Annotated in this window: 16 protein-coding genes and 1 pseudogene; 9 read left to right on the top strand and 8 right to left on the bottom strand. The window is 68.9% G+C overall.

Features of this window, described 5'->3' with window-relative positions; all coding sequences use genetic code 11:
* Positions 1–44 precede the first annotated feature (44 nt).
* Positions 45–1,367, bottom strand: a complete 1,323-nt coding sequence (locus AB1L88_RS04040) for a Gfo/Idh/MocA family oxidoreductase (protein WP_367095344.1) — start codon at positions 1,365–1,367, stop codon at positions 45–47.
* A gap of 401 nt (positions 1,368–1,768) precedes the next feature.
* Between AB1L88_RS04040 and AB1L88_RS04035 the strand changes: the two genes are divergently transcribed.
* Positions 1,769–1,969 carry a hypothetical protein gene (locus AB1L88_RS04035; RefSeq protein ID WP_367095343.1) on the top strand — a complete coding sequence of 67 codons (201 nt, stop codon included), beginning with the start codon at positions 1,769–1,771 and terminating at the stop codon, positions 1,967–1,969.
* Positions 1,966–2,223 (top strand): annotated as a pseudogene (locus tag AB1L88_RS04030) (hypothetical protein). The gene AB1L88_RS04035 and the pseudogene AB1L88_RS04030 overlap by 4 nt, the downstream one beginning before the upstream one ends.
* 28 nt (positions 2,224–2,251) lie before the next feature.
* Here the strand turns inward: AB1L88_RS04030 and AB1L88_RS04025 are convergent.
* The 3 genes from AB1L88_RS04025 to AB1L88_RS04015 all read right to left on the bottom strand — a co-directional run bounded on the left by AB1L88_RS04025 (position 2,252) and on the right by AB1L88_RS04015 (position 6,705).
* On the bottom strand, positions 2,252–3,367 hold the full coding sequence (locus tag AB1L88_RS04025) for a hypothetical protein (RefSeq protein ID WP_367095342.1): 1,116 nt from the start codon (positions 3,365–3,367) through the stop codon (positions 2,252–2,254).
* Between the two features lie 148 nt (positions 3,368–3,515).
* Positions 3,516–4,328 carry a ThuA domain-containing protein gene (locus AB1L88_RS04020; protein WP_367095341.1) on the bottom strand — a complete coding sequence of 271 codons (813 nt, stop codon included), beginning with the start codon at positions 4,326–4,328 and terminating at the stop codon, positions 3,516–3,518.
* 166 nt (positions 4,329–4,494) lie between these two features.
* The gene (locus AB1L88_RS04015) at positions 4,495–6,705 is read right to left on the bottom strand and encodes a BatA domain-containing protein (RefSeq protein ID WP_367095340.1); all 2,211 of its coding nucleotides are present in this window, start codon (positions 6,703–6,705) and stop codon (positions 4,495–4,497) included.
* 227 nt (positions 6,706–6,932) lie between these two features.
* On the opposite strand from AB1L88_RS04015, the gene AB1L88_RS04010 reads away from it, so the two are divergent.
* A complete protein-coding gene (locus AB1L88_RS04010) occupies positions 6,933–8,513 on the top strand; it encodes a mechanosensitive ion channel family protein (RefSeq protein ID WP_367095339.1) in 1,581 nt (526 codons plus the stop codon).
* A 67-nt stretch (positions 8,514–8,580) separates the two neighbouring features.
* Positions 8,581–9,102: a hypothetical protein gene (locus AB1L88_RS04005; protein ID WP_367095338.1), complete on the top strand. Its 522-nt coding sequence runs from the start codon at positions 8,581–8,583 to the stop codon at positions 9,100–9,102.
* 243 nt (positions 9,103–9,345) lie between these two features.
* Here the strand turns inward: AB1L88_RS04005 and AB1L88_RS04000 are convergent, their stop codons facing one another.
* Complete coding sequence (locus AB1L88_RS04000) at positions 9,346–11,262, bottom strand: glycine betaine ABC transporter substrate-binding protein (RefSeq protein WP_367095337.1); 1,917 nt, start codon at positions 11,260–11,262, stop codon at positions 9,346–9,348.
* Positions 11,259–12,815 carry a BCCT family transporter gene (locus tag AB1L88_RS03995; RefSeq protein ID WP_367095336.1) on the bottom strand — a complete coding sequence of 519 codons (1,557 nt, stop codon included), beginning with the start codon at positions 12,813–12,815 and terminating at the stop codon, positions 11,259–11,261. The genes AB1L88_RS04000 and AB1L88_RS03995 overlap by 4 nt, the downstream gene beginning before the upstream one ends.
* Before the next feature lie 585 nt (positions 12,816–13,400).
* On the opposite strand from AB1L88_RS03995, the gene AB1L88_RS03990 reads away from it, so the two are divergent.
* The 4 genes from AB1L88_RS03990 to AB1L88_RS03975 all read left to right on the top strand — a co-directional run bounded on the left by AB1L88_RS03990 (position 13,401) and on the right by AB1L88_RS03975 (position 19,050).
* On the top strand, positions 13,401–15,773 hold the full coding sequence (locus tag AB1L88_RS03990; protein WP_367095335.1) for a DUF1592 domain-containing protein: 2,373 nt from the start codon (positions 13,401–13,403) through the stop codon (positions 15,771–15,773).
* 236 nt (positions 15,774–16,009) lie between these two features.
* Positions 16,010–17,335, top strand: a complete 1,326-nt coding sequence (locus AB1L88_RS03985) for a DUF1552 domain-containing protein (RefSeq protein ID WP_367095334.1) — start codon at positions 16,010–16,012, stop codon at positions 17,333–17,335.
* A gap of 235 nt (positions 17,336–17,570) precedes the next feature.
* Positions 17,571–18,110: a hypothetical protein gene (locus AB1L88_RS03980; RefSeq protein WP_367095333.1), complete on the top strand. Its 540-nt coding sequence runs from the start codon at positions 17,571–17,573 to the stop codon at positions 18,108–18,110.
* Positions 18,111–18,648: 538 nt separating this feature from the next.
* The gene (locus AB1L88_RS03975) at positions 18,649–19,050 is read left to right on the top strand and encodes a hypothetical protein (protein ID WP_367095332.1); all 402 of its coding nucleotides are present in this window, start codon (positions 18,649–18,651) and stop codon (positions 19,048–19,050) included.
* Between the two features lie 361 nt (positions 19,051–19,411).
* Here the strand turns inward: AB1L88_RS03975 and AB1L88_RS03970 are convergent, their stop codons facing one another.
* On the bottom strand, positions 19,412–20,791 hold the full coding sequence (locus AB1L88_RS03970; protein WP_367095331.1) for a hypothetical protein: 1,380 nt from the start codon (positions 20,789–20,791) through the stop codon (positions 19,412–19,414).
* A gap of 598 nt (positions 20,792–21,389) precedes the next feature.
* The gene (locus AB1L88_RS03965; protein ID WP_367095330.1) at positions 21,390–22,796 is read right to left on the bottom strand and encodes a di-heme oxidoredictase family protein; all 1,407 of its coding nucleotides are present in this window, start codon (positions 22,794–22,796) and stop codon (positions 21,390–21,392) included.
* 263 nt (positions 22,797–23,059) lie between these two features.
* On the opposite strand from AB1L88_RS03965, the gene AB1L88_RS03960 reads away from it, so the two are divergent.
* The gene (locus AB1L88_RS03960; protein ID WP_367095329.1) at positions 23,060–23,410 is read left to right on the top strand and encodes a DUF427 domain-containing protein; all 351 of its coding nucleotides are present in this window, start codon (positions 23,060–23,062) and stop codon (positions 23,408–23,410) included.
* Positions 23,411–23,423: the final 13 nt, after the last annotated feature.

Here is a 23,423-nt window from a genome sequence, read left to right as displayed (position 1 = left end):
CCGGGGCCGGCGGCCCCGGGGCCGATGCCACGAACGTCTCGGCATCAGATCACGTACGGCTGCCGCTCGGGACGCGAGCGGAGGCCGTTGGCCTCGGCGTCGTCGACGAACTCCTCGCGATCGGGATCGAGCGTGAGGGTGCGGCCGAGGACCCAGGCCAGGGCGGCGGCGTGGCAGGCGATGTGCGAGTGTCGCATGATCCGGGAGTTGGCGTTGGTGGTGCCTCGGGACCGGATCGCGTCGAAGAAGTCTTGCGCGTGGGCGCCGACATCGAGCCCGACCTGGGGCGCGGCGGAGACGTCGGGAAGCTCGGCGCGGAGGGATTCGGGCTCGACGACGATGCCGCCGTTGTCGCCGGTCTCGACCCAGCCGTCCTCGCCGACGAACCGCACGGGGCAGGTGCCCAGCTCGGTGATCCAGCCCTCGCGCTCGCCGAAGGGGGTCTCGAGGAAGTCGAGGATGATGGGGACGCCGTCGGCGTAGCGGGCGATGATCGCCTTCTCAGCCGGCTCGTACGAGACGGGCATCGTGTCGTCGGCCCCCTTGGCCTGCTGGCAGAGGTCGAGCGTGTGGGCGGCCCAGTCGAGCAGGCGGGCGCCGGAGTCGAAGTCCCACTGGCCTCGCCATCGGCCCTGCACGTAGTTCTCGTTGTAAGGCCGCCAGGGGGCGGGGCCGAGCCAGCGGTCCCAGTCGACCACGTCGACCGGCGGGGTCGGCTGGCCGGGGAGCCAGGTGTTGTCGAGCGTCGGGGTGTAGACCGACGCATGAAGCTCCTTGAGTTTGCCGAGCTTCCCGCCCCGGGCCAGGGCGACGGCGGCCTGGAAGTTGGCGACGCTCCGGCGCTGGGTGCCGGCCTGGAAGACGCGGCCGGTCTCGCGGATGGTGTCGTCGAGCTTCTGGGCGACCTCGATGGTCAGGGCGCAGGGCTTCTCGCTGTAGACGTCCTTGCCGGCCTTCGCGGCGAGGATCGAGGCCGGGCCGTGCCAGCGGTCGCCGGTGGCGATGAGCATCGCGTCGATGTCGTCGCGGGCGAGCAGTTCCTCGAATTCCCGGGTCGTGGTGCAATCGGTGTTGCCGTAATGTTCATCCACGAGCGCCTTGCCGGCCTCGCGTCGGTTTTTCTGCACGTCGCAGATGGCCACGAAGTGCGGGTCGGCCATCGGCAGCATGGCCTTCATCACATACGTGCAGCGCGGGCCGAAGCCGATCACGCCGAGGGTGATCCGCTCCGACGCCGCCTTCGTGCCCTCCTGCCGCCCCAGGGCCGAGGCGGGGACGATCCAGGGCATCGCCACCGCGCCCCCGGCAACGGCCACGGACGTCTTGATCCAATCACGGCGGGTCGGGTTGCCTGGTCGAGGTCCCATGAGATTCGATGCTCCGCAAGCAAAGGTCGGGACGGCCCGGCCCGCCCGGGATCGCTCCCGGCGGGCCGACTCCCGATTGACTCGATGATCGGGCGGAAGCCCGGCGCCTCGTGACCGCCCCGGGGCCCGGCCCTGGATTCGCGACCGAGATCCCCGGATGGATCGGCGGATTCGGGCGCTTCGGGCCCGTGCCGCCGACCGACCTCCCCCTCATCTTGGCCCCGGACGGGTCGGGATCGCAACGACCCTCCCTCGAAAATCGTCGTTAAGGGAGGGGGGAGGAGCGTCACATATCCGAATGACCGGACTCGGCTGTGCCTGTAGGAACCCGCGGACTATGATGGTGTACGCCGCAGAAAGACGCATCCCATTGGCCGCGCGCATCGATTGAGGATTGCCGCATGAGTACCGTCGAGGAGATCGAACGGGCGGTCGCCAATCTCCCGCCCGAGCAACTCGCAGCGTTTCGATCGTGGTTCGTCGCATTTGATGCCGAGGCGTGGGACCGCGAGTTTGAAGAAGATGTGCACGCCGGCCGCCTGGATGAACTGGCGGACGAAGCGCTTCGCGACCTGGATGAGGGGCGTTGCACGGATCTGTGAATCACCGCGCCTCGCCCCGCTTCTGGTCCCTCTACCACCGGTTGCCTGAACCGATCCAGCAACTGCCGAACTCGTCATTTGCCCTGCTTCTGGCCGACCCGAGGCATCCGTCGTTGCACTTTCGGCGGGTCGGTCGCTTCTGGTCGGCCCGTGTCGGATTGCACTATTGAGCGTTGGCGGTCCAGCGAGATCACGATTTCGTCTGGTTCTGGATCGGCTCGCACGCCGAGTATGATCAACTCGTCGGCCGTTGAACCGATCCCATCGGTGCTGTCGACCTCATCAGGCGATGTCGCCCCCCCCTCCCGGTGTCCCGGCAATGAGCGTCGTCGTGCCGGCCTGTTTCACCCGCCGTCCGGCGATGACCAGGGCCAGCTGAGCCGCCACAATCGCGACCACAAAGACCACGACATCCGCCACGATCACCCACGCCTCGGACCCTTGCCGGCCGTCGAGCGAGACCGTCAGGAACAGGTGCAGGGACACGGCGAACAGGAACGCCAGCAGGATGTAGCCGAGCAAGGAGTCGGTCAGCTTCAGGGGGCGGAACGGGTCGTCGTTCGGGTAGAGGTGCAGCGAATTGTGGCCGATGGCCAGCCGCACCCGCACGTAGACGAGCAGGCCGATCAGGCAGGTCAGCAGCAGGAGCGCCGTGAATAAGGCCGGCCCGAAGGCCCCGGCCAGCTCGGGGGGGATGTCCACGGCCGCGTCCTCGGCGATCTGGCCGAACGAGGAGAGGACCTCGAAGGTCGAGAACATCATCAGGCCGACGAATGAGACGGTGCCGATGAGATCCTGATTGCACCCCTTGAGCGTCGCGTGGACGTGGGCCTCCCACTGGTCGCGGCCGACTTCCTCGAAGGAGTCCTCGGCGATCCGGGCGCGGGCGTAGGCGACGGCCTGGCGGTGGAACCGGCCGTCGATCAGGAGCCAGGCGCCCAGGGTCGTGAACCCGACGACCGCCGCGACGACCGGCGGTGCATGCAGGGCCAGGGCGAGCACCGCGGCCGAGAAGCCGGCGATCACGTCGGCGAGGAGGAATTGCAAATATGAGACGCCGAAGAAGTTGCGACGGCCCGCCGCCTCGGGGTCGCTCGGGCCCGCGAAGCCGCGCCCCTGCATCAACCGGGCATAGAGCATGCCGTTGAGCGTCAGCCCGCCGTGCAGCCGCCCCATCCGGAGCGAGAGCACGAGCGACGGCACCAGCACCAGGATGGCATAGAATGCGAACAGATGATCCTGCACCCGCGAGAGGCTCCCGGGCAGTCCCCCCTGGAGCGCGTTCTGGAGGAAGATCCCGAGCGCGGCGAAGACCGAGCCGAGGAACGTGTACAGCTCCCGCCGGCGGTCGATGATACCGTGAATCTCGCGGGAGACGGTTTCGAAGTCGGTCATCATCCTCTCCTCGCCGGTCCCCCGAGCGGTTCGGCCCTGGGATCTGCCGCTGGTTGACTTCGATCGAACAGGCCGAGCGGCCGGGAAACCCGGGTGGCACGAATCCGACCCCGGATTCGTGCCACTCCAGGGCATCATACATCAACGATCATCATTCCGAGACGCGAGGGTCGGGCGGCAGGACCAGGTCCTCTTCCGTCACGTCGACCGGGGCTCCGGTGTCGGGGACCTCGAGGCCGGCGGTCCAGAGGATGCCGTTGACGACCGACCGGCGGAAGGCGGGGATGCGGAAGCAGTCGTGGAAGTGCCCGCAGACGTAGCCGAACGACCGGCCGCCCTCGGGGCGCTCGTAGATCCAGCCGACCGGGTAATCGGTGCCGTTGACCTCGGTCATGACGACGGGCGTCGCGGCATCGAGGTACTTAAGCTTGATGTAGTATTCATCCTTCATGGGCGTCTCTTCCCAGCCGCGGGCGATGGGGTGGTCGGGGGCGACGGGGCGGATCGACGACTCGACGACCGGGATCTCGGAGAAGGACGGGTTGAACCAGCCGCCCATGATCTCCATCCAGCGCGGGCCGTTCTCCACGTTCGCGGCGGTCGACCAGTGCAGGGCCACCAGGCCGACGCCGTCGGCCAGCAGTCGCTCGGCCTGCTCGCGGCGGGCCGGGTCGAGGAAGATGTCGCCGGCGTTGGCGGTGCAGAAGACGATCGACTCGACGCCCTCGAAGGCGTCGGCGTCGGTCGGCCAGCCGTCGGAGACGGCGGTCGTCACGCCGGGGGTCTGCTCCAGGCACTTGGCGAGCAAGGCACATTCGGCCATGTATTCATGGGTTTCCGGGGCGTGGTCGCGGTCCTTGCCGATCAGGAGGATCCGGGTCGTCTCGTCCTGCGCGGCGGCGGCGGCGGTCGAGGTGATCGCGGCGGCGAGGGCCAGGGCGATCATCGAGGCGCGTCGGGTCATCGGTCGTCACTCCGTGGCGGTCGATCGTGGTGGCTGGGCGTCTGAGGGGCCGAGGGTCGGATCGGCTCGGCTCGCATCGCGGCAATCCGGATCGGGGCCCCTCCCCCGGTCCGGATTGTGACCCGTCGCCGGGGACGACGCAATCCGCTTCGGGGGCAATCGCAGCTCAATCGAGGCCGGCGACGGCCGCCGGGCCTCGGCGACGGGCCAGGCGACGGGTGAGCCAGACTTCCAGGCAGAGCCCCGCCAGGGCGGCCAGCACGAGCGCCCGCCAGAGGGGCCGCGGCGATCGGCCCGGGCCGCCCGCGGGGCGCGATCCGAGCCGGTCGTCGGCGGCGAAGGCGAGGGGCCAGCCCTCGGCGATCGCCTCCGCATCGCCGGCCGAGAGGGGTTCGCGGGGCGGCTCGGCCTGCTCGGCGGCGACCAGGCGGTAGAGGCTGCCGCCGGGCAGGTCGAAGCGATACAGGCCGGCCTCGTCGGTGTCGGTCAGGCGGGCGATCACCCCGTCGTCGGTGCGGTCGAGCTCGGCCTCGGCCGAGCGGCCGGAGGGGGTCCGCACCGCAATCGCCTCCCGGCCCGCGAGGGAGGAAGGGCCGACCGGGACGACCAGCGGGGCGCCGGGTCGGGTGGCGGGGGCGTCGGCCTCGGGATCGGCCAGCCGGAACATGACTTCATGAACAAAGGGGACGAAGTCGGGGTTGGCGGGCAACGTGCCCCCTTCCGCGTCGAGCGACCCGGCGAGGATGGCGGCGCGGCCCGACCCGACGGGGCGATCGACGAGCCAGGGGCCCCCCGAGTCGAGCCGGGCCAGGACCTCGGCGGCCGGCTCTCGTTCCGCCGGGATCAGCTCATATGCGGCGAAGAGCGCGGCCGATCCCAGGGCAGACGGCGCGCCGTCCCGGTCGATCGCGCCGAAGACGGGGGCGGCGAAGCTCGTCGGCAACGGGCGGGCGATCGGCGATCGGTCGTCGAACCGGCCCCGGAGCGATCCGATCCGAGCCGGGAGCCAGCCGTCCCCCTCGCGGAAGGCGGCCTGATTCCAGGCGTCCGCGTCGGTCCGGTCGCCGGGGACGACCAGCACGCCCCCCCCCTGCCCGGCCCACGACGCCACGGCGGCCGCGGCCTCCGGGCCGAGGGATGGGACGTTCGCGAGCACGAGCAACCGTTGACCCTCAAGGGCCTCCGCGTTCAGGGCCTCCGGCGGCAGGGCCGAGACGCGGAACTGAGGGGCCTCGTCCCCGAGGGGCATGAGGGCGACCCGGAGGAAATCGGCCGCGCCGGTCATCGGCCGATCGCCCGGCTCGCCGTCGACGAGCAGCACGGGCATGGCCTCGGCCACCTCGACGACGAGGGCCGAGGCGTCATTGACCGGCAAGGGGTCGTCGGTCCCCCCGGGGGCGAGGCGGACGCCGACGGCATGCGAGCCGATCGCGTCGAGGGCCGTCCGGAATTCGACCACCACCTCCCCCCCCGCCGCCAGCGGCCCGACGGCCCGCGACGACCCCGGCACCGAGGCCCCATCGACCACCAGCTCGGCCGACCGTTCCAGGGTGCCCGGCCCGAGGTTCCGCACGGTCGCGCCGACCCGGATCGTCCCCCCCGGTACGATGAAACGACGCGAGGCGAGCGCATCGATCACCGCCCCGTCGGCGGCCTCGGGATCGACCGACACGTCGAACGATTCGACGGCGATCGCCGGGGGGACCGGCAGGCGATCGTGCAGGGCGCGGAGCAATCGCCAGCGCCCCGGCTCGTCGAGCCGCCAGGGGTTGCGGTCGCCGTCGGTCAGGACCACGACCTCGGCGGCCGGGTGGCGGCCCGATTGTTCGAGGACGCGGAAGGCCTCGCCGAGCGCCGCGGGCAGGTCGGCCGAACCTCCCGGGGGCGGCAGGGCATCGAGGGCGCCCCGGATGCGCGACCGATCGACGCCCGGCGGGTCGAGCACCGCCCTGGCCCGATCGCCGGCTCGGACGACGGCCGCCGCGTCGCCCGGCCCCAGTTGCTCGACGATCGCATCGGCCCGCGCCCTCGCCTCGGACCAGGGGGACGAGCCGCCCCCCCGGCGGGCCATGCCGCCCGACGCATCAATGACAATCACCACGTCCTTCGGCGCCTCGCCGCCGAGGGCCGGGCCGAGGCCGCTCGACCAGATCGGCCGCGCCGCGGCCAGGGCGACGAGGGCCAGGATGAGCATCCGGGCGGCGAGCAGGAGCCACTCGGCCAGGCGCATCCGGGTCCGCGACCGGGGGCCGAGGTCGAGGAACTGCATCGCCCCCCAGGCGATCGTCGGCACCCGGCGACGGTTCCACAGGTGGATGAGCACCGGGATCGCCACCCCGAGCATCCCCAGCAGCATCGCGGCGTTGGCGAAGCTCACGCGGAGGCCCTCGCGCGGGGATCGCCGGGAATCGGGGCGGGGGATCGTGCGGAGACGTTGGCGAGCATGGGGCGGGGCGTTCGGCTCGGCTGTCGGGAGGACTCGAATCTGCTACGATGGTCCTCGATATCCTACGGGGGGCGCTCCCCGCCCCGCAAGCAAAGGGCGGCCGGCACTCGACGCGCCGGCCCAGCCAGGCCATCGGCGTTCCCGAGGGAGGATCGATCGTGTCCGACGCCCCACGCGGCCGAACCGCCAGGAGTCCCCGGCCGGGCGGAATCGCCCTGGCGGCGGTGCTCGCCCTGAGCCTGCCGATCACGCTCGCCTCGGCCCAGGAGGAACTCGTCGCGCCGATCGTCGGGCAGGACGCGGGGGAGGCTCCCGTGGCCCCCGATGCCGGCGACGGGACCGTGGCCGAGGCCGAGGGGCCGATCGCGATCGAGCAGGCGGTGACCGACGAGCAGATCGAGGAGAAGCTCCGGGGGCTCTTGCCGCGGTATCCGGGGGTCCGGGGCATCGGGGTCGAGGTCGACCGGGGGGTGGTCACGCTCACCGGGCACGTGGAAGACGCCGAGGTGCAGGACCGCGTCCGCGATTTCGTCCGGCGGGTCGAGGGGGTGACGCTCGTGCTCAACCGGACCCGGACCGATGCCCAGGTCCTGACGGCCGGTCAACTCCTGGCCAAGCGGCTCGGCCGGTTCTGGAACTTGGTGGCCCAGACCTGGCTGGCGTTCCTGGCGGCCGTGGCGGTCCTGATCGGCTCGATCCTGGCGGCGAAGCTGTTCTCGGGGTCGGCCGATCGCGTGCTCGCGCCCTTGTTCGAGAGCGTCTTGCTGCGATCGGTCGTCGCGTCGGTCCTCGCCCTCGGGATCGTCCTGATCGGGTTCTACGCGGCGCTCGAGGTCATGGGGGTGGCCCGGGCGGTGCTCTCGGTCGTCGGCCTGGCGGGGGCGGTGGCCCTGGCCATCAGCTTCGCCTTCCGCGACTTCGCCGAGAACTTCATCGCGTCGCTCCTGCTCGGCGTCCGGCAGCCGTTCCGGGTGGGAGACTTCGTCGAGGTGACCGGCCATGCGGGGGTCGTCCGGGCCTTGACGACCCGGGCCACGATCCTCGTGACCCTCGACGGCCATCAGGTCCGCATCCCGAACTCGATGGTCTTCAAGAATGTGATCATCAACCGGACCGCCTCCGACGCCGTGCGGCAGAGCTTCGACGTGGTGGTCGGCTACGACGCCTCGGCGGTCGAGGCGCAGCGGGCCATCGCCTCCAGCCTGCGCGAGCACGGCGGAATCCTCGACGACCCGCGCCCGAGGACCCTCGTCGAGGCCCTCGAGCCCGGCGGGGTCCGCCTGCGATCGACCTTCTGGCTGCCCGTCCGGGGGGTCGATGGCGACAAGATCCTGAGCGATGCCCGCCTGAAGGCCAAGGTCGCCTTGCTGCAGGCCGGGATCACGCCGACGCCGCCGCCGACGGCCGTCAGCCTCAGCCTCAGCCTGGCCGACCGGATCGACGTCGCCCCGGCCCCGGCCGACGGCCCGACCGAGTCGGACGCCCTCCCCCACCCCCGGGCGGCCACCGTGCCCCCCGACCGCGCCCGATCGAACCTGCAGCTCGATTCCGAGGTGGCCCGGTCCTCCAGCTCGCTCGAAGACGCCCAGCCCGACGCCATCGACCAGGCGCTGCACGTCGCGCAGGATGTCGTCGGCGACGAGCAGGACAACATCCTGTCCCGGGACCGCCGCCCGCAGAAGGCCGCCGACCAGGCCGGGGCGCCGGGCCGCCCGCCTCAAGGCGACCGGGCCTCCTGAGCCCCTCGCGTCCCCTTCGCGGGGATACACCAGCATTTTCTCGCACCCAGATGGAATGAGGTCCTCGATGCCCGGCTGCTGCCTCCTCCTGATCGTGCTGGCCGTCCCCGAGCAAGACGCGATGGACCTGGCGGCCCGGATCGTCGCCCGGGCCGAGGCCAAGCTGGGGGAGCGCGTCGGCGACGGGTCTTGCTCCGGGTTGGTGTCCGAGGCGCTCCGGGAGGCCGGGGCGCGGCTGGGAGCCGGGGACTCGGATCAACCGTGGGGGCGGGCGGTGGACCCCTCGGAGCAGCTCCGACCGGGAGACGTCCTGGTCTTCCGCGATGCGGCCTTCGTGCATCGCGAACGCCAGCGCAACGGGGCCGTGCGGACGACGACGGCCCGGATGGAACGTCACGTGGCCCTCGTTTCAGCCGTCGATCGCCAGGCCGGCGCCATGCGGATCACGCTCCTGCATCAGAACGCCGGCCGGCCCGGGGCGAACGATGATCGGCGCCAGGTCGTCCAGCGCTGGGTCATCGACCCGAGCGAGATGACCGAGGGGACCGTCACCGCCTATCGCCCTTTGCCGGGGGACAGCACGCAGTAGGAAGGCGGCGGGAATCGGCAGGCCGCCGGAAGATGGCGGGAAGCCCTTCGTTCGCGCGGACGGGGGTTGAACCTCCCCCCTCTCCCCGCGGGCGGGGAGAGGGCCGGGGTGGGGGGTCACCGGCCGGCTCGCAAGCCGTGGCGTCCGGGCAGAGTGCCCGCTCACCCGGCCTTCGGCCACCCTCTCCCCTGCGATCAGGGGGCGCGGGTCCAGATGGCTCGCGGGAATCGGGTCGGCGTGTGCTCAACCGGCCGGGGGCGCAGGGGCCGGCGGCGTCGTCGCCTGGGTGGCGATCCGGATCACCCAGATCGAAAACGCGATGGCCAGGACGTTGAGCACGGTGCCCAGGATCGCCGAGGCGACCGAGAGGGTCGGGTCGGGGGCGGCCGGCTGGCGGCTCCAGGACGAGGGGAGCGTGGGGTCGGGGGCCTCGGGCACGCCGGTCGCGGCGGCCAGGGCCTGCACCTCGTCGGGATCGAGCGGCAACCCGGCGACGGTCAACGCGGCGGCCGGGCCGCTGTTGGCGGTCAGGGAGACGGCCCGTCGGCTGGGGCCGGCCAGCACGACCTGGACCCCGAGCGTCTCGACCGGCTCGGGCTGGCCCACATAACTGCCGGCCGCGATCCGGGCCGGGCGGAGGAACGGGGCCCGCAAGGCCCGTGACGGCGAGAGCCACCCGCCGAGCGATCGCAGCTCCAGCGCCTCGGCAGCCCCCTCGGGGAACTCCAGGTCGCCGACCGGGAGCACCAAAATCGCCGCGTCGAGCCGGCCGTTGCGCACCGCGTCGAGCAAGGTGGCCGGGTCGCCCGAGGCGTCGGGCCGGCGGTCGTCGCCGAGCAGGCTTTGCGCGATGAGGGCCGCCCCGCTGCCGAGGGGCGGCACCCCGACGCGGCCCGAGAGGGGATCGGAGGCCGCGTCATCTCCGGCCCCCTCGTCGCCGTCCGACCGGCGGCGGACGACGTGGACCATCCGCGTCCCGACCACGGCGGCGGCCTCGATCCGCGTGTCGCGATCGGGCGGCGCGTCGCCGTCGCCGTCGCCCCGGGCCGAGAAGAAGCGCTCGGCCCCCAGCAGGGCCAGCCGGGCCTCCCCCCGGGCGACGGCCTCGGCCGGATTCCCGACCCGATCCTCGATCACGGCGCGGTCGGGGAAGGTCTCCCGGATGGCGACCACCGCCCGGGCCTGGAGCTCGTAGAAGTCGTCGTCCTCGGCCACGGCCAGCGCCAACTGGGCTCGGGTCGGGAGCTGCCCGATGCGGGGCGACTCGGCGATGAGCCGCCGTTCGAGCAGGAACTCGCGGGCGACGCCGGCCGGGCGACGCCCCTTGATCTCGACCTCGGCGTTCAGGCGCCGCATGGTCGGCTCGTCGAGCAGGCCCGCCAGGCCGTCGAGGGCCTCGCGGAGCCCCGGCCAGCGTTCGGTCGCCTCGTGGCGGACGACGAAGGCGGCCTCGTACGACGGGAAGAAGCCCCGCGAGTCGTCGAGCATGCGGAGGCCGAGCGACGGGATCACGCCGTCGGTCGAGAAGCCGATCGCCACGTCCACCTGGCGCGTCTCCAACGCCCGCATCCGATCGAGCACGTCCTCCAGAACCAGGGGGGGGGCGGCCAGCGAGAAGCCGTAGGCCTCGCTCAGCGCGCCGAGGCCGTCGCCGGGCCTGCGCAGGTACTCCGGGGGGCAGGCGATCCGCACGCCTTCGGGGAACCGGGCGGGGTCGGCCAGGTCGTCGATGCTCCGCAATCCCATCGCGGCGGCCCGGACCGAGGGGACAAGTAAGGCATAGCCGTTGTCGAAGCCGAGCGGGTCGAGCCAGTCGAGGCCGATCGGCGCGTATCGCCTGCGGGCCTGGGCGATCGACGAGTCCCCCGAGACGTCCAGCTCTCCCAGGAAGTTCAGGGCCGTGCCGGAGTAGTCGACCATCAGGTCCACCGTCCCCTCGCGCAGGAACGCCTGCGCCTGGTAGCTGTCGGGCACCGCCTGCACCCGGGAGACGGGCACGTCGGCCTCGCGGAGCAGCTCGGCGGCCATCTCGGCCAGGATCGCCTGCTCGGCGAAGTCCTTGCAGAGGATCGTCACCGAGTCGTCGGATCGGGAGCAGCCGAGGCCCAGCGCCGCCGCCAGGCCGAGAACGCCGCCGAGGGTCGTCCGGGAACGGCTCATCCGTTCGCCTCCTTCGTCGAGGTCAACGCGGCAGGGGCAGGAATCGCGGCCGCCGGCGGATTCGACCGGATCATCCGGATCAGAGCGGCGGCCTGGAGCAGCAGGATCAGGGTCAACGGCAGGGCGAAGCTGATCGCCCCGGCCCGGACCACCTCGATGTTCCGGGTCATCACCAGGGCCGCCCCGAGCGTCGCCAGCGTGATCCCCCAGGCGAACTTGCGGAACCGAGGCGGGTCCATCGCCCCCTGGCTGCTGAGCATCCCGAGCACATACGTCGCGCTGTCCACGCTCGTCACGATGAAGACGAAGAGCAGCAGCAGGGCCACCGCCGTCAGCAGGACCGAGCCCGGCAGGCGGTCGAGCAGGGCGAACAAGGCGGTCGTCACGTCCTCCTTGACGATCGACCCGATGCCGCCGGCCCCCTGCAACTCCTCGAACATCCCCATGCCGCCGAAGACCGAGAACCAGATGAGCGAGAAGGCCGTCGGCGCCAGCAGGACCCCGGCGACGAACTCCTGGATCGTCCGCCCCTTGCTGATCCTCGCGATGAAGATCCCGACGAACGGCGCCCAGGCGATCCACCAGATGAAGTAGGTCAGCGTCCACGAGCCGACCCACGCGCTCAGGTCCTGATGCGGGTAGAGCCGGAACGACAGCGCGGGCAGGGCCGACAGGTAATCGCCGAGTCCCGTGAACATGATCCGCAGGAGGAACGGCGTCGGCCCGGCCAGCAGGACGAAGAGCATCAAAAGAATCGCCAGCACCATGTTCGTGTTGCTGAGGATCTTGATCCCCTTGTCGAGCGAGGTCGCCGCCGAGGTCATGAAGGCCGCGAACAGCAAGCCCAGCAGGAGCAGGGCGAACCAGAGCGCCTTCGGCGGCGTCCCCAGCACGATGTTCAGGCCCGTCTGGAGCTGGAAGACCCCCATCGCCAGCGACCCGGCCACCCCGAGCGCGACGGCCAAGACGGCGAACAGGTCGGCCAAGGTGGCCACCGGCTCGACCCAACGTCCCCGGAAGGCCGCGCGGATCGGCGCCCCGGCCAGGAAGTTCGTCCCGACCCGGTAGTGGAAGTAGGCCAGCACCAACGCCCCGACGCTGTACACGGCCCAGGCGTGGAAGCCCCAGTGCAGCATCGTCAGGATCATCGCCTGCCGCGCCGACTCGGCCGAATACGCCTCGCCGATCGGCGGCGAGGCGAAGTGCGTCATCGGCTCGGCCACCCCCCAGAAGAGGAGCCCGACCCCCATCCCGGCCGCGAACAGCATCGCCAGCCACGACCCGGTCGAGAACTCCGGCTCGTCGCCCGGCGCCCCCAGCTTGATCGACCCGTAACGCCCCAGGGCCAGCCAGGCGGCCAGGACCAGGAACCCCGTCACCGACCCCATGAAGAACCAGTCCACGCTGTCGAAGAAGGCCTGCGTCACGTCCGACACCGTGCCCGCGAACGTCGCCGGCCAGACGATGCCGATCAGGGACACCGCAATGCAAAGCGGCAAGGCCACGTGAAACAGCCCCAGACGCCCCCGGTTCGTCCGCATCGGTTCGCTCATCGACACCCACAATTCGAATAAAGAATCACCACAAATCACTCACAGAAAACGACTTGAGCCGAATTCGCCGCCGCCCCGGATTCCCGGGCATGCTGCCGACCCTAACACGTTTGATTCCCCGATCAACCCTCGACCCCCGGCGCGTTCCCGAGTCAAACCGCGGCAAACGCTGCCGATCCCGGGGGCCGCACGGGACTCCCCGCGAGGCGATCGTTCGACCTCGGCCCTGGATTTGCACTCTTGAACCGCGACTGCCCGATCGATTACAACAGAACGTGACGGAATCCCCCCGCGTCCGCGGCCTTCGTGCCCGCCCGATGGACGGAGGGGGAGTCGAGCAGCGCAGCGAGACGATGGCGATTGCTCGCGTCCCGTCACTTGCTATTGCATTGAGAGTCCCCCCCCTACCCCCGCTTGAATCAAGCCCGCCGCCTGGCCTTCGATTTCGAACCGTTGACCGCCTCGCCGCGTCGCTCGGCGGGGCGCCCAACCTGCCGGGAGGCCGTTCCCGCCCCGTTTCCCCGCTCGGTGCGCGTCGCCCCGCGATCGACACCGAAGCCCCCCGCCCCGGAGGGTCCGTTTCCGATGAAGACGTTGTTCGAGAACCGACCAGACGCCGGCCGGTCCCTCGCCCTCGGGGTGCTGGTGGCGGTCGGAGTGTTGGCCTTGCCGATCGGATCGGCCGCCGCCGCCCAGGACGACCCGGCCCAGGCCCTCGGCCTGAAGGTCTACCAGCAGTCGTGCGCCGAGTGCCACGGCGACGACGGCGAAGGCAGCGAGATCGACTACCCCCACCCCCTGCACGGCGACAAGACCCTCGACGGCCTGACGACCTACATCGACGAAAAAATGCCCCCCGGCTTCGAGCACGAGGTGACGGGCGAGGACGCCGAGGCCGTCGCCCGCTACGTCTACGACGCCTTCTATTCCGAGATCGCCCGGGCCCGCAACGCACCGGCCCGGATCGAGCTGGCCCGCCTGACCGTCGACCAGTACCGCAACAGCGTCTCCGACCTGATCGCCGGCTTCCGCGGCCGAGGCCAGTGGGGCGACGAGCGCGGCCTGAAGGGGGAATACTACACCGACCGCGGGTTCCGGCGCGACCGGAAGAAGATCGAGCGGATCGACCCGGAACTGAATTTCGACTTCGGCATCGGCGTGCCCGACGGCGACACCGAGAACTTCGACAAGCGCAACCAGTTCTCCGCCCGCTGGGAAGGCTCGCTCATGCCCCCCGAGTCGGGCACCTACGAGTTCGTCGTCTGGACCGAGCACGCCGTCCGGCTCTACGTCAACGACGATCGGAACCCCCTCATCGACGGCTGGGTGCAGTCGGGCGACGACCTGGAGCGCCGGGCGTCGATCCCCCTGCTCGCCGGCCGCCCCTACCGGATCCGCCTGGAGTTCTCGAAGGCGTACCAGGGGGTCCGCAAGGACGACGACGAGCCGGAGATCCCGGCCTCGATCCGCCTCTCCTGGGTCCCCCCGCGCCGGGCCGAGGAGGTGATCCCGAGCCGCCACCTCTCGCCCGAGTGGGCACCCCCGGTCTTCGTCGTCACCACCCCCTTCCCGCCCGACGACCGCAGCGTCGGCTACGAGCGCGGCACCACCATCTCCGCCGCCTGGGCCCAGGCCTCGACCGACGCGGCCATCGAGACGGCCGCCTACGTCGTCGACCACCTGGACGACCTGGCGAAGGTCAAGGACGACGACCCCGAGCGCGAGATCAAGCTGCGCGACTTCGCCGCCTCCTTCGTCGAACGCGCCTTCCGCCGCCCGCTCGACCCCGAGCAGCGCGACCTCTACGTCGATCGCCAGTTCGACACCTCCCCCGACGCCGAGACGGCCATCAAGCGCGTCGTCTTACTGGCCCTCAAGTCCCCGAGGTTCCTCTACCACGAGATCGACCCGGAGCTCGACCCATACGCCGTCGCCTCCCGCGTCTCGTACGCCCTCTGGGACAGCCTGCCCGACGAGCCGTTGCTGAAGGCCGCCGCCGAGGCCCGCCTCGAAACCCGGGAGCAGGTCGCCGAGCAGGCCCGGCGGATGCTCGACGACCCCCGGGCCCGCGCCAAGGTGCTCGACTTCTTCCGCAAGTGGCTCAAGGTCGACGCCATCCCCGACCTGGCCAAGGACCCCGAGCATTACGACGACTTCACCCCCGAGGTCGTCTCCGACCTGCGGACCTCGCTCGAACTGTTCCTCGAAGGCGTGATCTGGGACAGCGATTCGGCCGACTTCCGCCGCCTCCTGCTCGACGAGCCGCTCCTGCTCAACGGCCGCCTCGCCGCCTTCTACGGCGCCGACCTGCCCGAGGATTCGCCGTTCGCCCCGGTCGTCGAAGGCGTCGGCGAGCGTGCCGGCCTGCTCTCGCACCCCTACCTGATGGCGAACTTCGCCTACACGAACGACTCGTCGCCGATCTTCCGGGGGGTCTTCCTCGCCCGGAACGTCCTGGGCACCCGCCTCCGGCCGCCCCAGGAGGCCTTCACCCCCCTCGCGCCCGACCTGCACCCGGACCTGACCACCCGCGAGCGCACGGCCCTGCAGACCAGCCCCGAGTCGTGCATGGCGTGCCACTCGCTCATCAACCCGCTCGGCTTCGCCCTGGAGCATTACGACGCCGTCGGCCGCTTCCGGGCCGAGGACAACGGCAAGCCGATCGACGCCTCGGGCCTCTACAAGACCCGCGACGGCGAGACCGCCACCTTCGAGGGGGTCCGCGAGCTGGCCGAATTCCTCGCCGAGAGCGACGAGGTGGCCGACGCCTTCGTCGAACGCCTCTTCCAGCACCAGATCAAGCAGCCGATCCGCGCCTTCGGCGTCGAGACGCTCCCCGAACTGCGGGACGCCTTCGTGTCGAACGACTACAACATCCAGACCCTGCTCGTCGAGATCGTCGCCGAGTCGGCCCTGACCCCCCGCCAGAGCGCCGACCTGGCCTCGACCGGCGAGTGACGCCGGCCTCCATCACCGGTGGCTCAATTGGAGTTTTGTTGAACATTCCCTTGACCTTCGTGCCCCGGTCCGTTCCAATAGAAGGGTTCGGCCGGGGCGACGATTGACCCAGCGTCCCGGGGTGCCGAACGGCCCCCGAGACCGTCTTCCCGAACCACGATCACCGAGCCCGGCGACCGGCGTCGTTCATCCCAGCCGCCCCGCCCGGCGAATCCGAAGAGAGGGAGCGTGCCACCATGGCCCGGACCACCACCCGACGCGACTTCGTCCGCAAGCTTGGCATCGGCGGGGCGGCCTTGCCGTTCATCCTGAACCTGCCGAGCCTCGGCTTCGCGAACCAGGGGGGGCGCAAGCAGCGCCTGGTCGTCGTCTTCAGCCCCAACGGCGTCGTCCAGAAGAACTTCTGGGCCGACGAGCCCGGCCCGCTCTCCTCCTTCAAGCCGAGCCTCGAACCGCTCGAACCGTTCCGCGACCGCACCCTGTTGCTCAAGGGGGTCTGCAACAAGATCAAGGGGGACGGCGACGGCCACATGCGCGGCATCGGCTGCCTGCTCACGGGCGTCGAGCTGTTCCCGGGCAACATCCAGGGCGGCTCCGACACCCCCGCCGGCTGGGCCAGCGGCCTGTCGATCGACCAGGAGATCGCCAACTTCCTCCAGGCGGACGAGGCCACCCGCACCCGCTTCGGCTCGCTCGAATTCGGCGTGATGGTCCCGAACCACGCCGACACCTGGACCCGCATGTCGTACGCCGGCCCGAACAAGCCGCTCGCGCCGATCGACGACCCCTACCAGATGTTCAACAAGCTCTACGGCCGCCTGAAGGACCAGGAGAGCCTCAAGAGCATCCTCGACGACCTGCAGAACGACCTGAAGAAGGTCCGCTCGCACGTCAGCGCCGACGACCGCCGCCTGCTCGACGAGCACGCCCAGTTCGTCCGCGAGATGGAGCTCCAGCTCTCCCAGAGCAAGGGCATCGAGGAGGTCGGCCACGCCGTCCCCGAGCTCGACCCCGGCCTCGACGAGTCGCAGAACGACCAGATGCCGGAGATCTCGAAGGCCCAGATCGACCTGATGGTCAACAGCTTCGCCGCCGACTTCAACCGCGTGGCCACCCTGCAGTACACCAACTCGGTCGGCCAGGCCAAGATGCGCTGGATCGGCGTCGGCGAGGGGCACCACGAGCTCTCCCACGAGCCGAACAGTAACGACGAGGCCCAGGAGAAGCTCACCAAGATCAACCACTGGTTCGCCGAGCAGATCGCCTACATGGCCAAGCGGCTCGACGAGACCCCCGAGCCGGGCGGCGACGGCACCCTGCTCGACAACACCACGATCGTCTGGACCAACGAGCTCGGCGCCGGCAACTCCCACACCCGCAACGACATCCCCTTCGTCCTCGTCGGCGGCGGCCTCGACTACCGCATGGGCCGCGCCGTCCACTACGACCGCGTCAACCACAACCGCCTCCTCATGTCCCTCGCCCACGGCTTCGGCCACCGCATCGACCGCTTCGGCAACCCCGACTACTGCGGCGAAGGCACCCTGCCGGACCTGACCTGAGCATGAACCTCAGTTGATCCGGCCTCTCGCCGATCTTCCCTTCCGGCCGCCGCGTCCCCCTCGGACCCGGCGGCCGGTTCGCGTTTCGGGCCTTCGATTCTCCAGGATTTCGCTTGCAACTCGATAGCAAAGCCGAGAGGATGAATTCACTCAATGCGCTTGCACGGACGAACAGAAATGTTCGAACACGGAATTTCGTCCGACAACTTTAGGTGAGGTTTTAGAGGAAAAGCCGATGGTAATAGTACCGCACTTTGATGCCGTAAAGTGGATCGAAGTCAACATGCAAGGTGGGCAAGACTTGACACCTGAGGCCATCGAGGCAGTCACCAATTTTACCCTTATGTGGAATCTGTTCGAGGGCCTAGTTTGTGACAATCGAGCGAATGTAGGGACATTTGAAGCATTTGCTGGTCGAGTTGACTTCACAAGACCTCCATTGAATCGCTTCGAACAATTTGATAAATGTTTATCTTTCTGGAAATCTCGTTACTGTACACCCGCTGGGTTCAATGATCGGTTTCAGGGATTGAACCTCCGAGATAATGATCGCCCAAAGCTTGTCAAAGAAGTTCTTGAGGATAAAAATGTGGACGAAAAATCAAAATTACTAGCATGCATGATTATTGTCTATCGGCTTAGAAATAACCTCTTTCACGGCATCAAGACGCTGATGATGCTGAACGACCAAGTCTCGAATTTAAACACTGCAAGCCAATGCATTGGTTCTATTCTCAAACTAACGAGGTCTGACTTGGTCCGGCGGGCTGGCTAGTTTCGTAGGGTCCGCTGTGCAAACCTCCGGTCAGGCGATGCATCCGCAGATCCGCATAACTCTACTGCTTCACCTCTCGCAAACTGTCCCAAAATCAGCGAAAAAGCCCGAAAATCCTGCAGAATCAACGGGACATTCACTGAGAGGGGGAGCACTATGGGACTTGTTCAGGACAACGTTTGAGGGCTAAGAAAATGAAGCGATAAATTCTTGAAGTCTATCTCCCAGACAATCCTGGGTGCGATGTAGCGTGCACAATCGAATCAAACGAACCGTTCCTACCAATCCAACGGGGCGACATCATCAATCCACGAACCTGGTCTTCAAACTATTCAGGTAACCTTCAGGCTTATGTACCAGATCGAGAGTATGGTGTTGTCCTACGCGTGACAGGGATTGAGCATTTTGTGACACAAACAAAAGACGGTTTTAGTCACCATAAGATTGGAGTCTTTACTCAAGCAATCGATGATATTTCAAATTCTCGGCCATAATGTCATGGATGCAATTCTCGAAGCAGCAGTTTAGGAGAATTTCAGTGAAGATTGACATAAGAACAAGAATCATTAGTCTCCGAAAGAAAGCTGCCAAGACAAGACAGGAGTTTAGCGGCTATCACGCATCTGACTTCTGGTCTAATAGTGAAGAGGAAGAAATTTGGGACTTGCATGAAAGATTGGTCAACGGGCTTGAGGATCTGGCTAATTTTCCCGACCCGCCGGATATCATTGGCGTCTTGCCTGTTAGATATGCTCAGAAGTACTGGCTATCTGGAATCCGCGGAATCGATCGATCTGTAACTGCTATAGACTTATCTGAAGATATCGCCCGAGAGGTGAGAGTCATTCGCAAGGCGATTAAACGTGCAGACATGCAAGATGACCCATGGTCACTGTTACTTAAACGACTCTCGAAAAAATTCAATATATTACGATTGTAATTCTACAGGCGGGCGGGTGGCGGGGTGGCATGGCCACGTCTTCGTGGCCATGTTCGAGCGGGGGGCAACCCCGTTCATGCCCACGCGGCGGGTGGCCGGGGCAAAGCCGAAGGCGTGCCCCGGGATCAGTCGCTTTGCCACCGGGGCATGCCTTCGGCTTTGCCCCGGCCACCCGTCGTAATCCGGGCGGAGTTCATCGTCCGACGGTGCCCTGTCCTGATCCTTCCGCATCAAGCCTCCCCTCCCGATGCAGAGCCAACCGGGCACTTGATGATGCTCGTGCTCACTTCGTGATCAACATGTGCGAGCACGAGCAGTCACTTCGATCAAACGCCCCAAGGTCAGCACCCATCCCGCCCGGTCAAATCCCGTGGAGCAGGCGAGCGGTCGAGCCCAGGAGCTGGCGGAACGCGGTGAGCGAACCCTGGGGCAATTGCGTCGCCTCCAGGACGTGCGTCGTCCGCATCAGGTGTCGCAACTGCATCCGGGCGCCGGGGAGGTTCCCCTCGGCGATGGCGGTGTTGAGGACCTGGACCTCCCCCAGCAGCGACGAGGCGACGGGGACCGGGAATCCGGCGAAGGCGAGGACCTGGAGCTCGCTCTCGAACCCGGTCCCGGGCAGGAAGCCGCCCCCTTGCGGCGGGTCGGCCGAGGGGGAGGCAATCAAGGGCGGTTGCAATTGATCGAGCGGCAGGCCCGTGCCGAGCGTCGGCGCGACCACGGTCTGATAGAACCGGGTGATCCCGGTGTGCGAGGGGACCACCGGCGTCAGGTCGTAGTAGGCCACGTCGCCGACCGCCGAACCGGCCGGGATGGTGACCGGCACCTCCCCCCAACTGTGGACGAACCGCTCGTCTCCCGCCACCAGCGGGCTGGGATCGGCCACGGTGGCCGCCTGGTGGAAGACCTCCAACTGGTCGACGCCCGGGGCCAGCACCACCGGCCGATCGTTCGCGGCCTCCTGGAAGGCCAGGAAGTTCAGCCGGGCAAGCTGCCCGATCGGCCCCGCCGAGGCGCTGTAAAGGGGCACCTCGGACGCGTTCCGGGCCGGATGGGGGTCGAGCATCGTCAGCTTGACCAGCCCCCCGGCCAGCGGCCCGCGGCCATTTGGCAGGGCGGCCGCGGCCAGGTTGATCACCCCCCCGCCCCGACTGTGGCCGATCAGGTGGAGATCCACGACGTCCTGACGCTGGAATCCATGCGCCACCAGGCGATGACTCATCGCGGCCACCTGATGGGCCAACCTCCGGGCGACCAGCTCGGGGATCCCGGGGCGTGGCAGGTTGCTCAGGCGGGCCCAGTCGAACGGCAAGACGGCGTCATAACCCTGCTGGCGGAGGGTCGCGGCCGTCGAGGTCACCCAGCTGGGCATCCGCCCGCTCGGTTCGAACCCGTGCGTCACCGCGCCGATGGTCCACTTCCGGAACGAGGCGACATTATCGGCGTCGTCCGCGTCGCCACCGGCGACCACCAGCACATAAGGGGCCTCGGGCACAATCCCGAGCGGTTCGCTCAGCACGATCCGGGCCGATTGATTCCGACCGGGCATCACATCCAGCACCGTCGAGACCAGTGCCCGATCCCCCGCGTCCACCCCGGGATCGGCCGACCGGTAGACGGTCAGGTTGATCTCGGCCGGGGAGGCCTCGGCCAGGTCATCCTGATGAAAGCGAATCTCAATCGTCCGGGGATCGAGCGCAGTGGCCCCCAGCAAGGCGAAGTTCCCGGTCGTGCTCAGCACGGTGCGCTCCTCAAGCGCCTCCAGGGCCGGCGTCCGTGAATGCCTCCTCCGTGCGCGGAGCGTCTGCGACGATCGAGCACCCGAGCACGACGATGCGACAACGCGACGGTTTCGGAACATGGGCGCACACCTCTCCCCTCAGGATGCAGGAAACCGAGAGCCGGGCAGACGGAATCTTCACAACGAGCTTCACGACCAGGAGGACAACCCCTCGGCCTCAACTGTACCCCATCCGTCTCGACGCACAAGGCAGTGCCGATCCGGGCCCCGGGCGCCCGCCTCTCGATCCCGGGTCGGCACGCATCATCCCATCACAATCGCGCACAAACGCATCAATGACTTCGTAACGCCGACGACCCCGCCCCCTCGCCGGCCCCAGGCCCGGCCCGCCGGTGTCGCCCCACTCGACCCGGGCCGAAATCCACGATGCCGCGTGGCGTGATCCCCTGTGCACTGGCCGGGGTCATCCTCACCCCGATCAGATGGCGACAGGTTCACTCGGCCAACGGAGTCCGATTCGGCTCCAACGCCGTCTCGTTCCAAGAGCCCTGGCAACCGGGGCCGAGACGACACCGGCCAATCCATCGACTTCAACCGATCATTCCTCGGCGTCGATCCCGATCGCCCGGGGCAGATCGTCGTCCTCCGCCGGCGCGGTGAGCGAGAGCAGGAAGGCGCCGAGCTGCTCCTTCCGCGGGCCGGAGAGCTGGGCGAAGCGTCGGGCGGCGGCCTCCCCCTGGCCGTCGTGCAGGAGGATCGCCTCGGAGATCGTCGCGGCCCGACCGTCGTGGAGATACGGGCCCGAGTCGGCCAGGCCCCAGAGCGGCGGCGTGCGCCACTCGTGGTCGCCCGCGGGCGAGGCGGCATCAATGACCGGGGCCGGGGCGGCGGACGGCCGGGCGCCGAAGGCGATGTACGAGCCGGTGTCGACCAGCCGGGGCCCCATGTCATGCAAGAGCAAGTCGCTGTAGATTCCTTCGATCGGCCCCAGGTCGGGGACGTGGCACGAGGTGCAGCCGATCGACCGGAAGGTGCTCGCACCCGCCTCGACCCGGCCGGCAAGGCCCTCGTCCACCCGCGTGGCCGGCCTCGGCAGGGCTCGGACGAAGGCGACCAGGGCGTCGAGGTCACCCTGATCCAGGTCGGGCCCCGGGGCGCCGATGCCCGGCAATCGCGGATCCAACGCCTGGCGATGCCCGGGGACGTCCAGGCCCAGCTCCCCCGCGGCGGCCGACCGGACGAACTCATCGAGCGTCGCGATCTGCCCCTTCCAGCCGAACCGGCCGATCCGGCCGTCGGGCGCCTGGGCCAGCCGGCCCCGGGTCGCCTTCGACCGCCGGGAGCGTCGGGCGGCGTCCTCCAGCACCGCGTCGGGCAGGTCGTCGATCAGCCCGACGCCGAACAGGGCCGTCGGGTTGCGCTGGGTGACGCGGACCGCGATCGGGCCGTGTTGGCCGGGGACCTCGGCCCGCCAGTCGCCATACTCGGGGTCGGTCCCGAAGCGGTGCAGGACCACGCTCGGCGACTCCCGGAATCCGGGGTGGATCGCCTCCAGCGCCGCCAGGTTCGCCGGCGGGGCGGCGGCGGCCCCTCGCCGGTTCGCGTCCGCCACGGCGGCGGGAGGCGTCCCGATCCGGTACTCGAACCGATTCGGGCCCATGTTCATGCTGAACGCGTAGAAGAATCCCGTTCCCGCCCCGCGTCCTTGCCCCGAGACCGAGGCGATGTCGATGTTCCTCGCCGAGTGCCCCGCGCCCCCCGTCCCGCCCCGGTCGTGGCAGTCGAGGCACGACTGGGCGTTGAAGACCGGCCCCAGCCCGTCGCCCGCCCGGCTCCTCGGGTCGCCCGGCATCCAGCGGTGGGTGAACAGGTCTCGGCCGAGTTCGAGCACCTCGGGGGCGGGGGTCGATTCGCCCCCCCTCGCCTGGAGGTGGACCGGGACCGCCAGCATCATCAGCACCCGACCGACGATGCCCGAAACGCTCGTTGCGCAGGCCTGGCTCATGCGACCGTTCCTCCCTGGCGATTGGCCCCATCCCCTTCGACGGCTCGCGACCGAGCCCGGACGCGGAGAACCCGCGAAACCATGAGCACCCATTACACCCCGAACCCGCCGCGGAAGTCCAACCGATTCGAACGATTCTTCCCTGCCGATCCGATCCGAGCCCCGGGGCTTGCCGATGGCCTAAAACCTGCATAAGGATCGAGGTCAAAGTCCCGATCCATCCTCGCATCATCCCCCTTTTCCCCCGAACGGAACCGCCACCGATGAGCAGCCCCCACCACATCACCATCGAGCCGATCGCCGGACGGGTCCTGGTCACCAAGGGGGAGAAGACCCTCGCCGAATCCCGCCGGGCGCTCGCCCTGAAGGAGGGGAGCATGGCGCCGATCATCTACATCCCCCGAGACGACATCGTGATGACGGCCTTCCAGCGCACCGAACGCTCCAGCCACTGCCCCTTCAAGGGTGACGCCAGCTACTTCCGCCTGACGATCGGCGACCAGGTCACCGACGACGTCGCCTGGAGCTACGAAGACCCCAAGACCGACGTCGCCGCCATCAAGGACCACCTCGCCTTCTATCCCGGCAAGGTCGACGCGATCGTCGTGCAGTGAGCCGCATCGGGCC

Origin of the sequence: Tautonia sp. JC769 (assembly GCF_040717455.1) — a bacterium.
Taxonomy (GTDB): domain Bacteria; phylum Planctomycetota; class Planctomycetia; order Isosphaerales; family Isosphaeraceae; genus Tautonia.
Note: the sequence above shows the minus strand (reverse complement) of the source record. Positions and strands in the feature narration are given on the sequence as shown.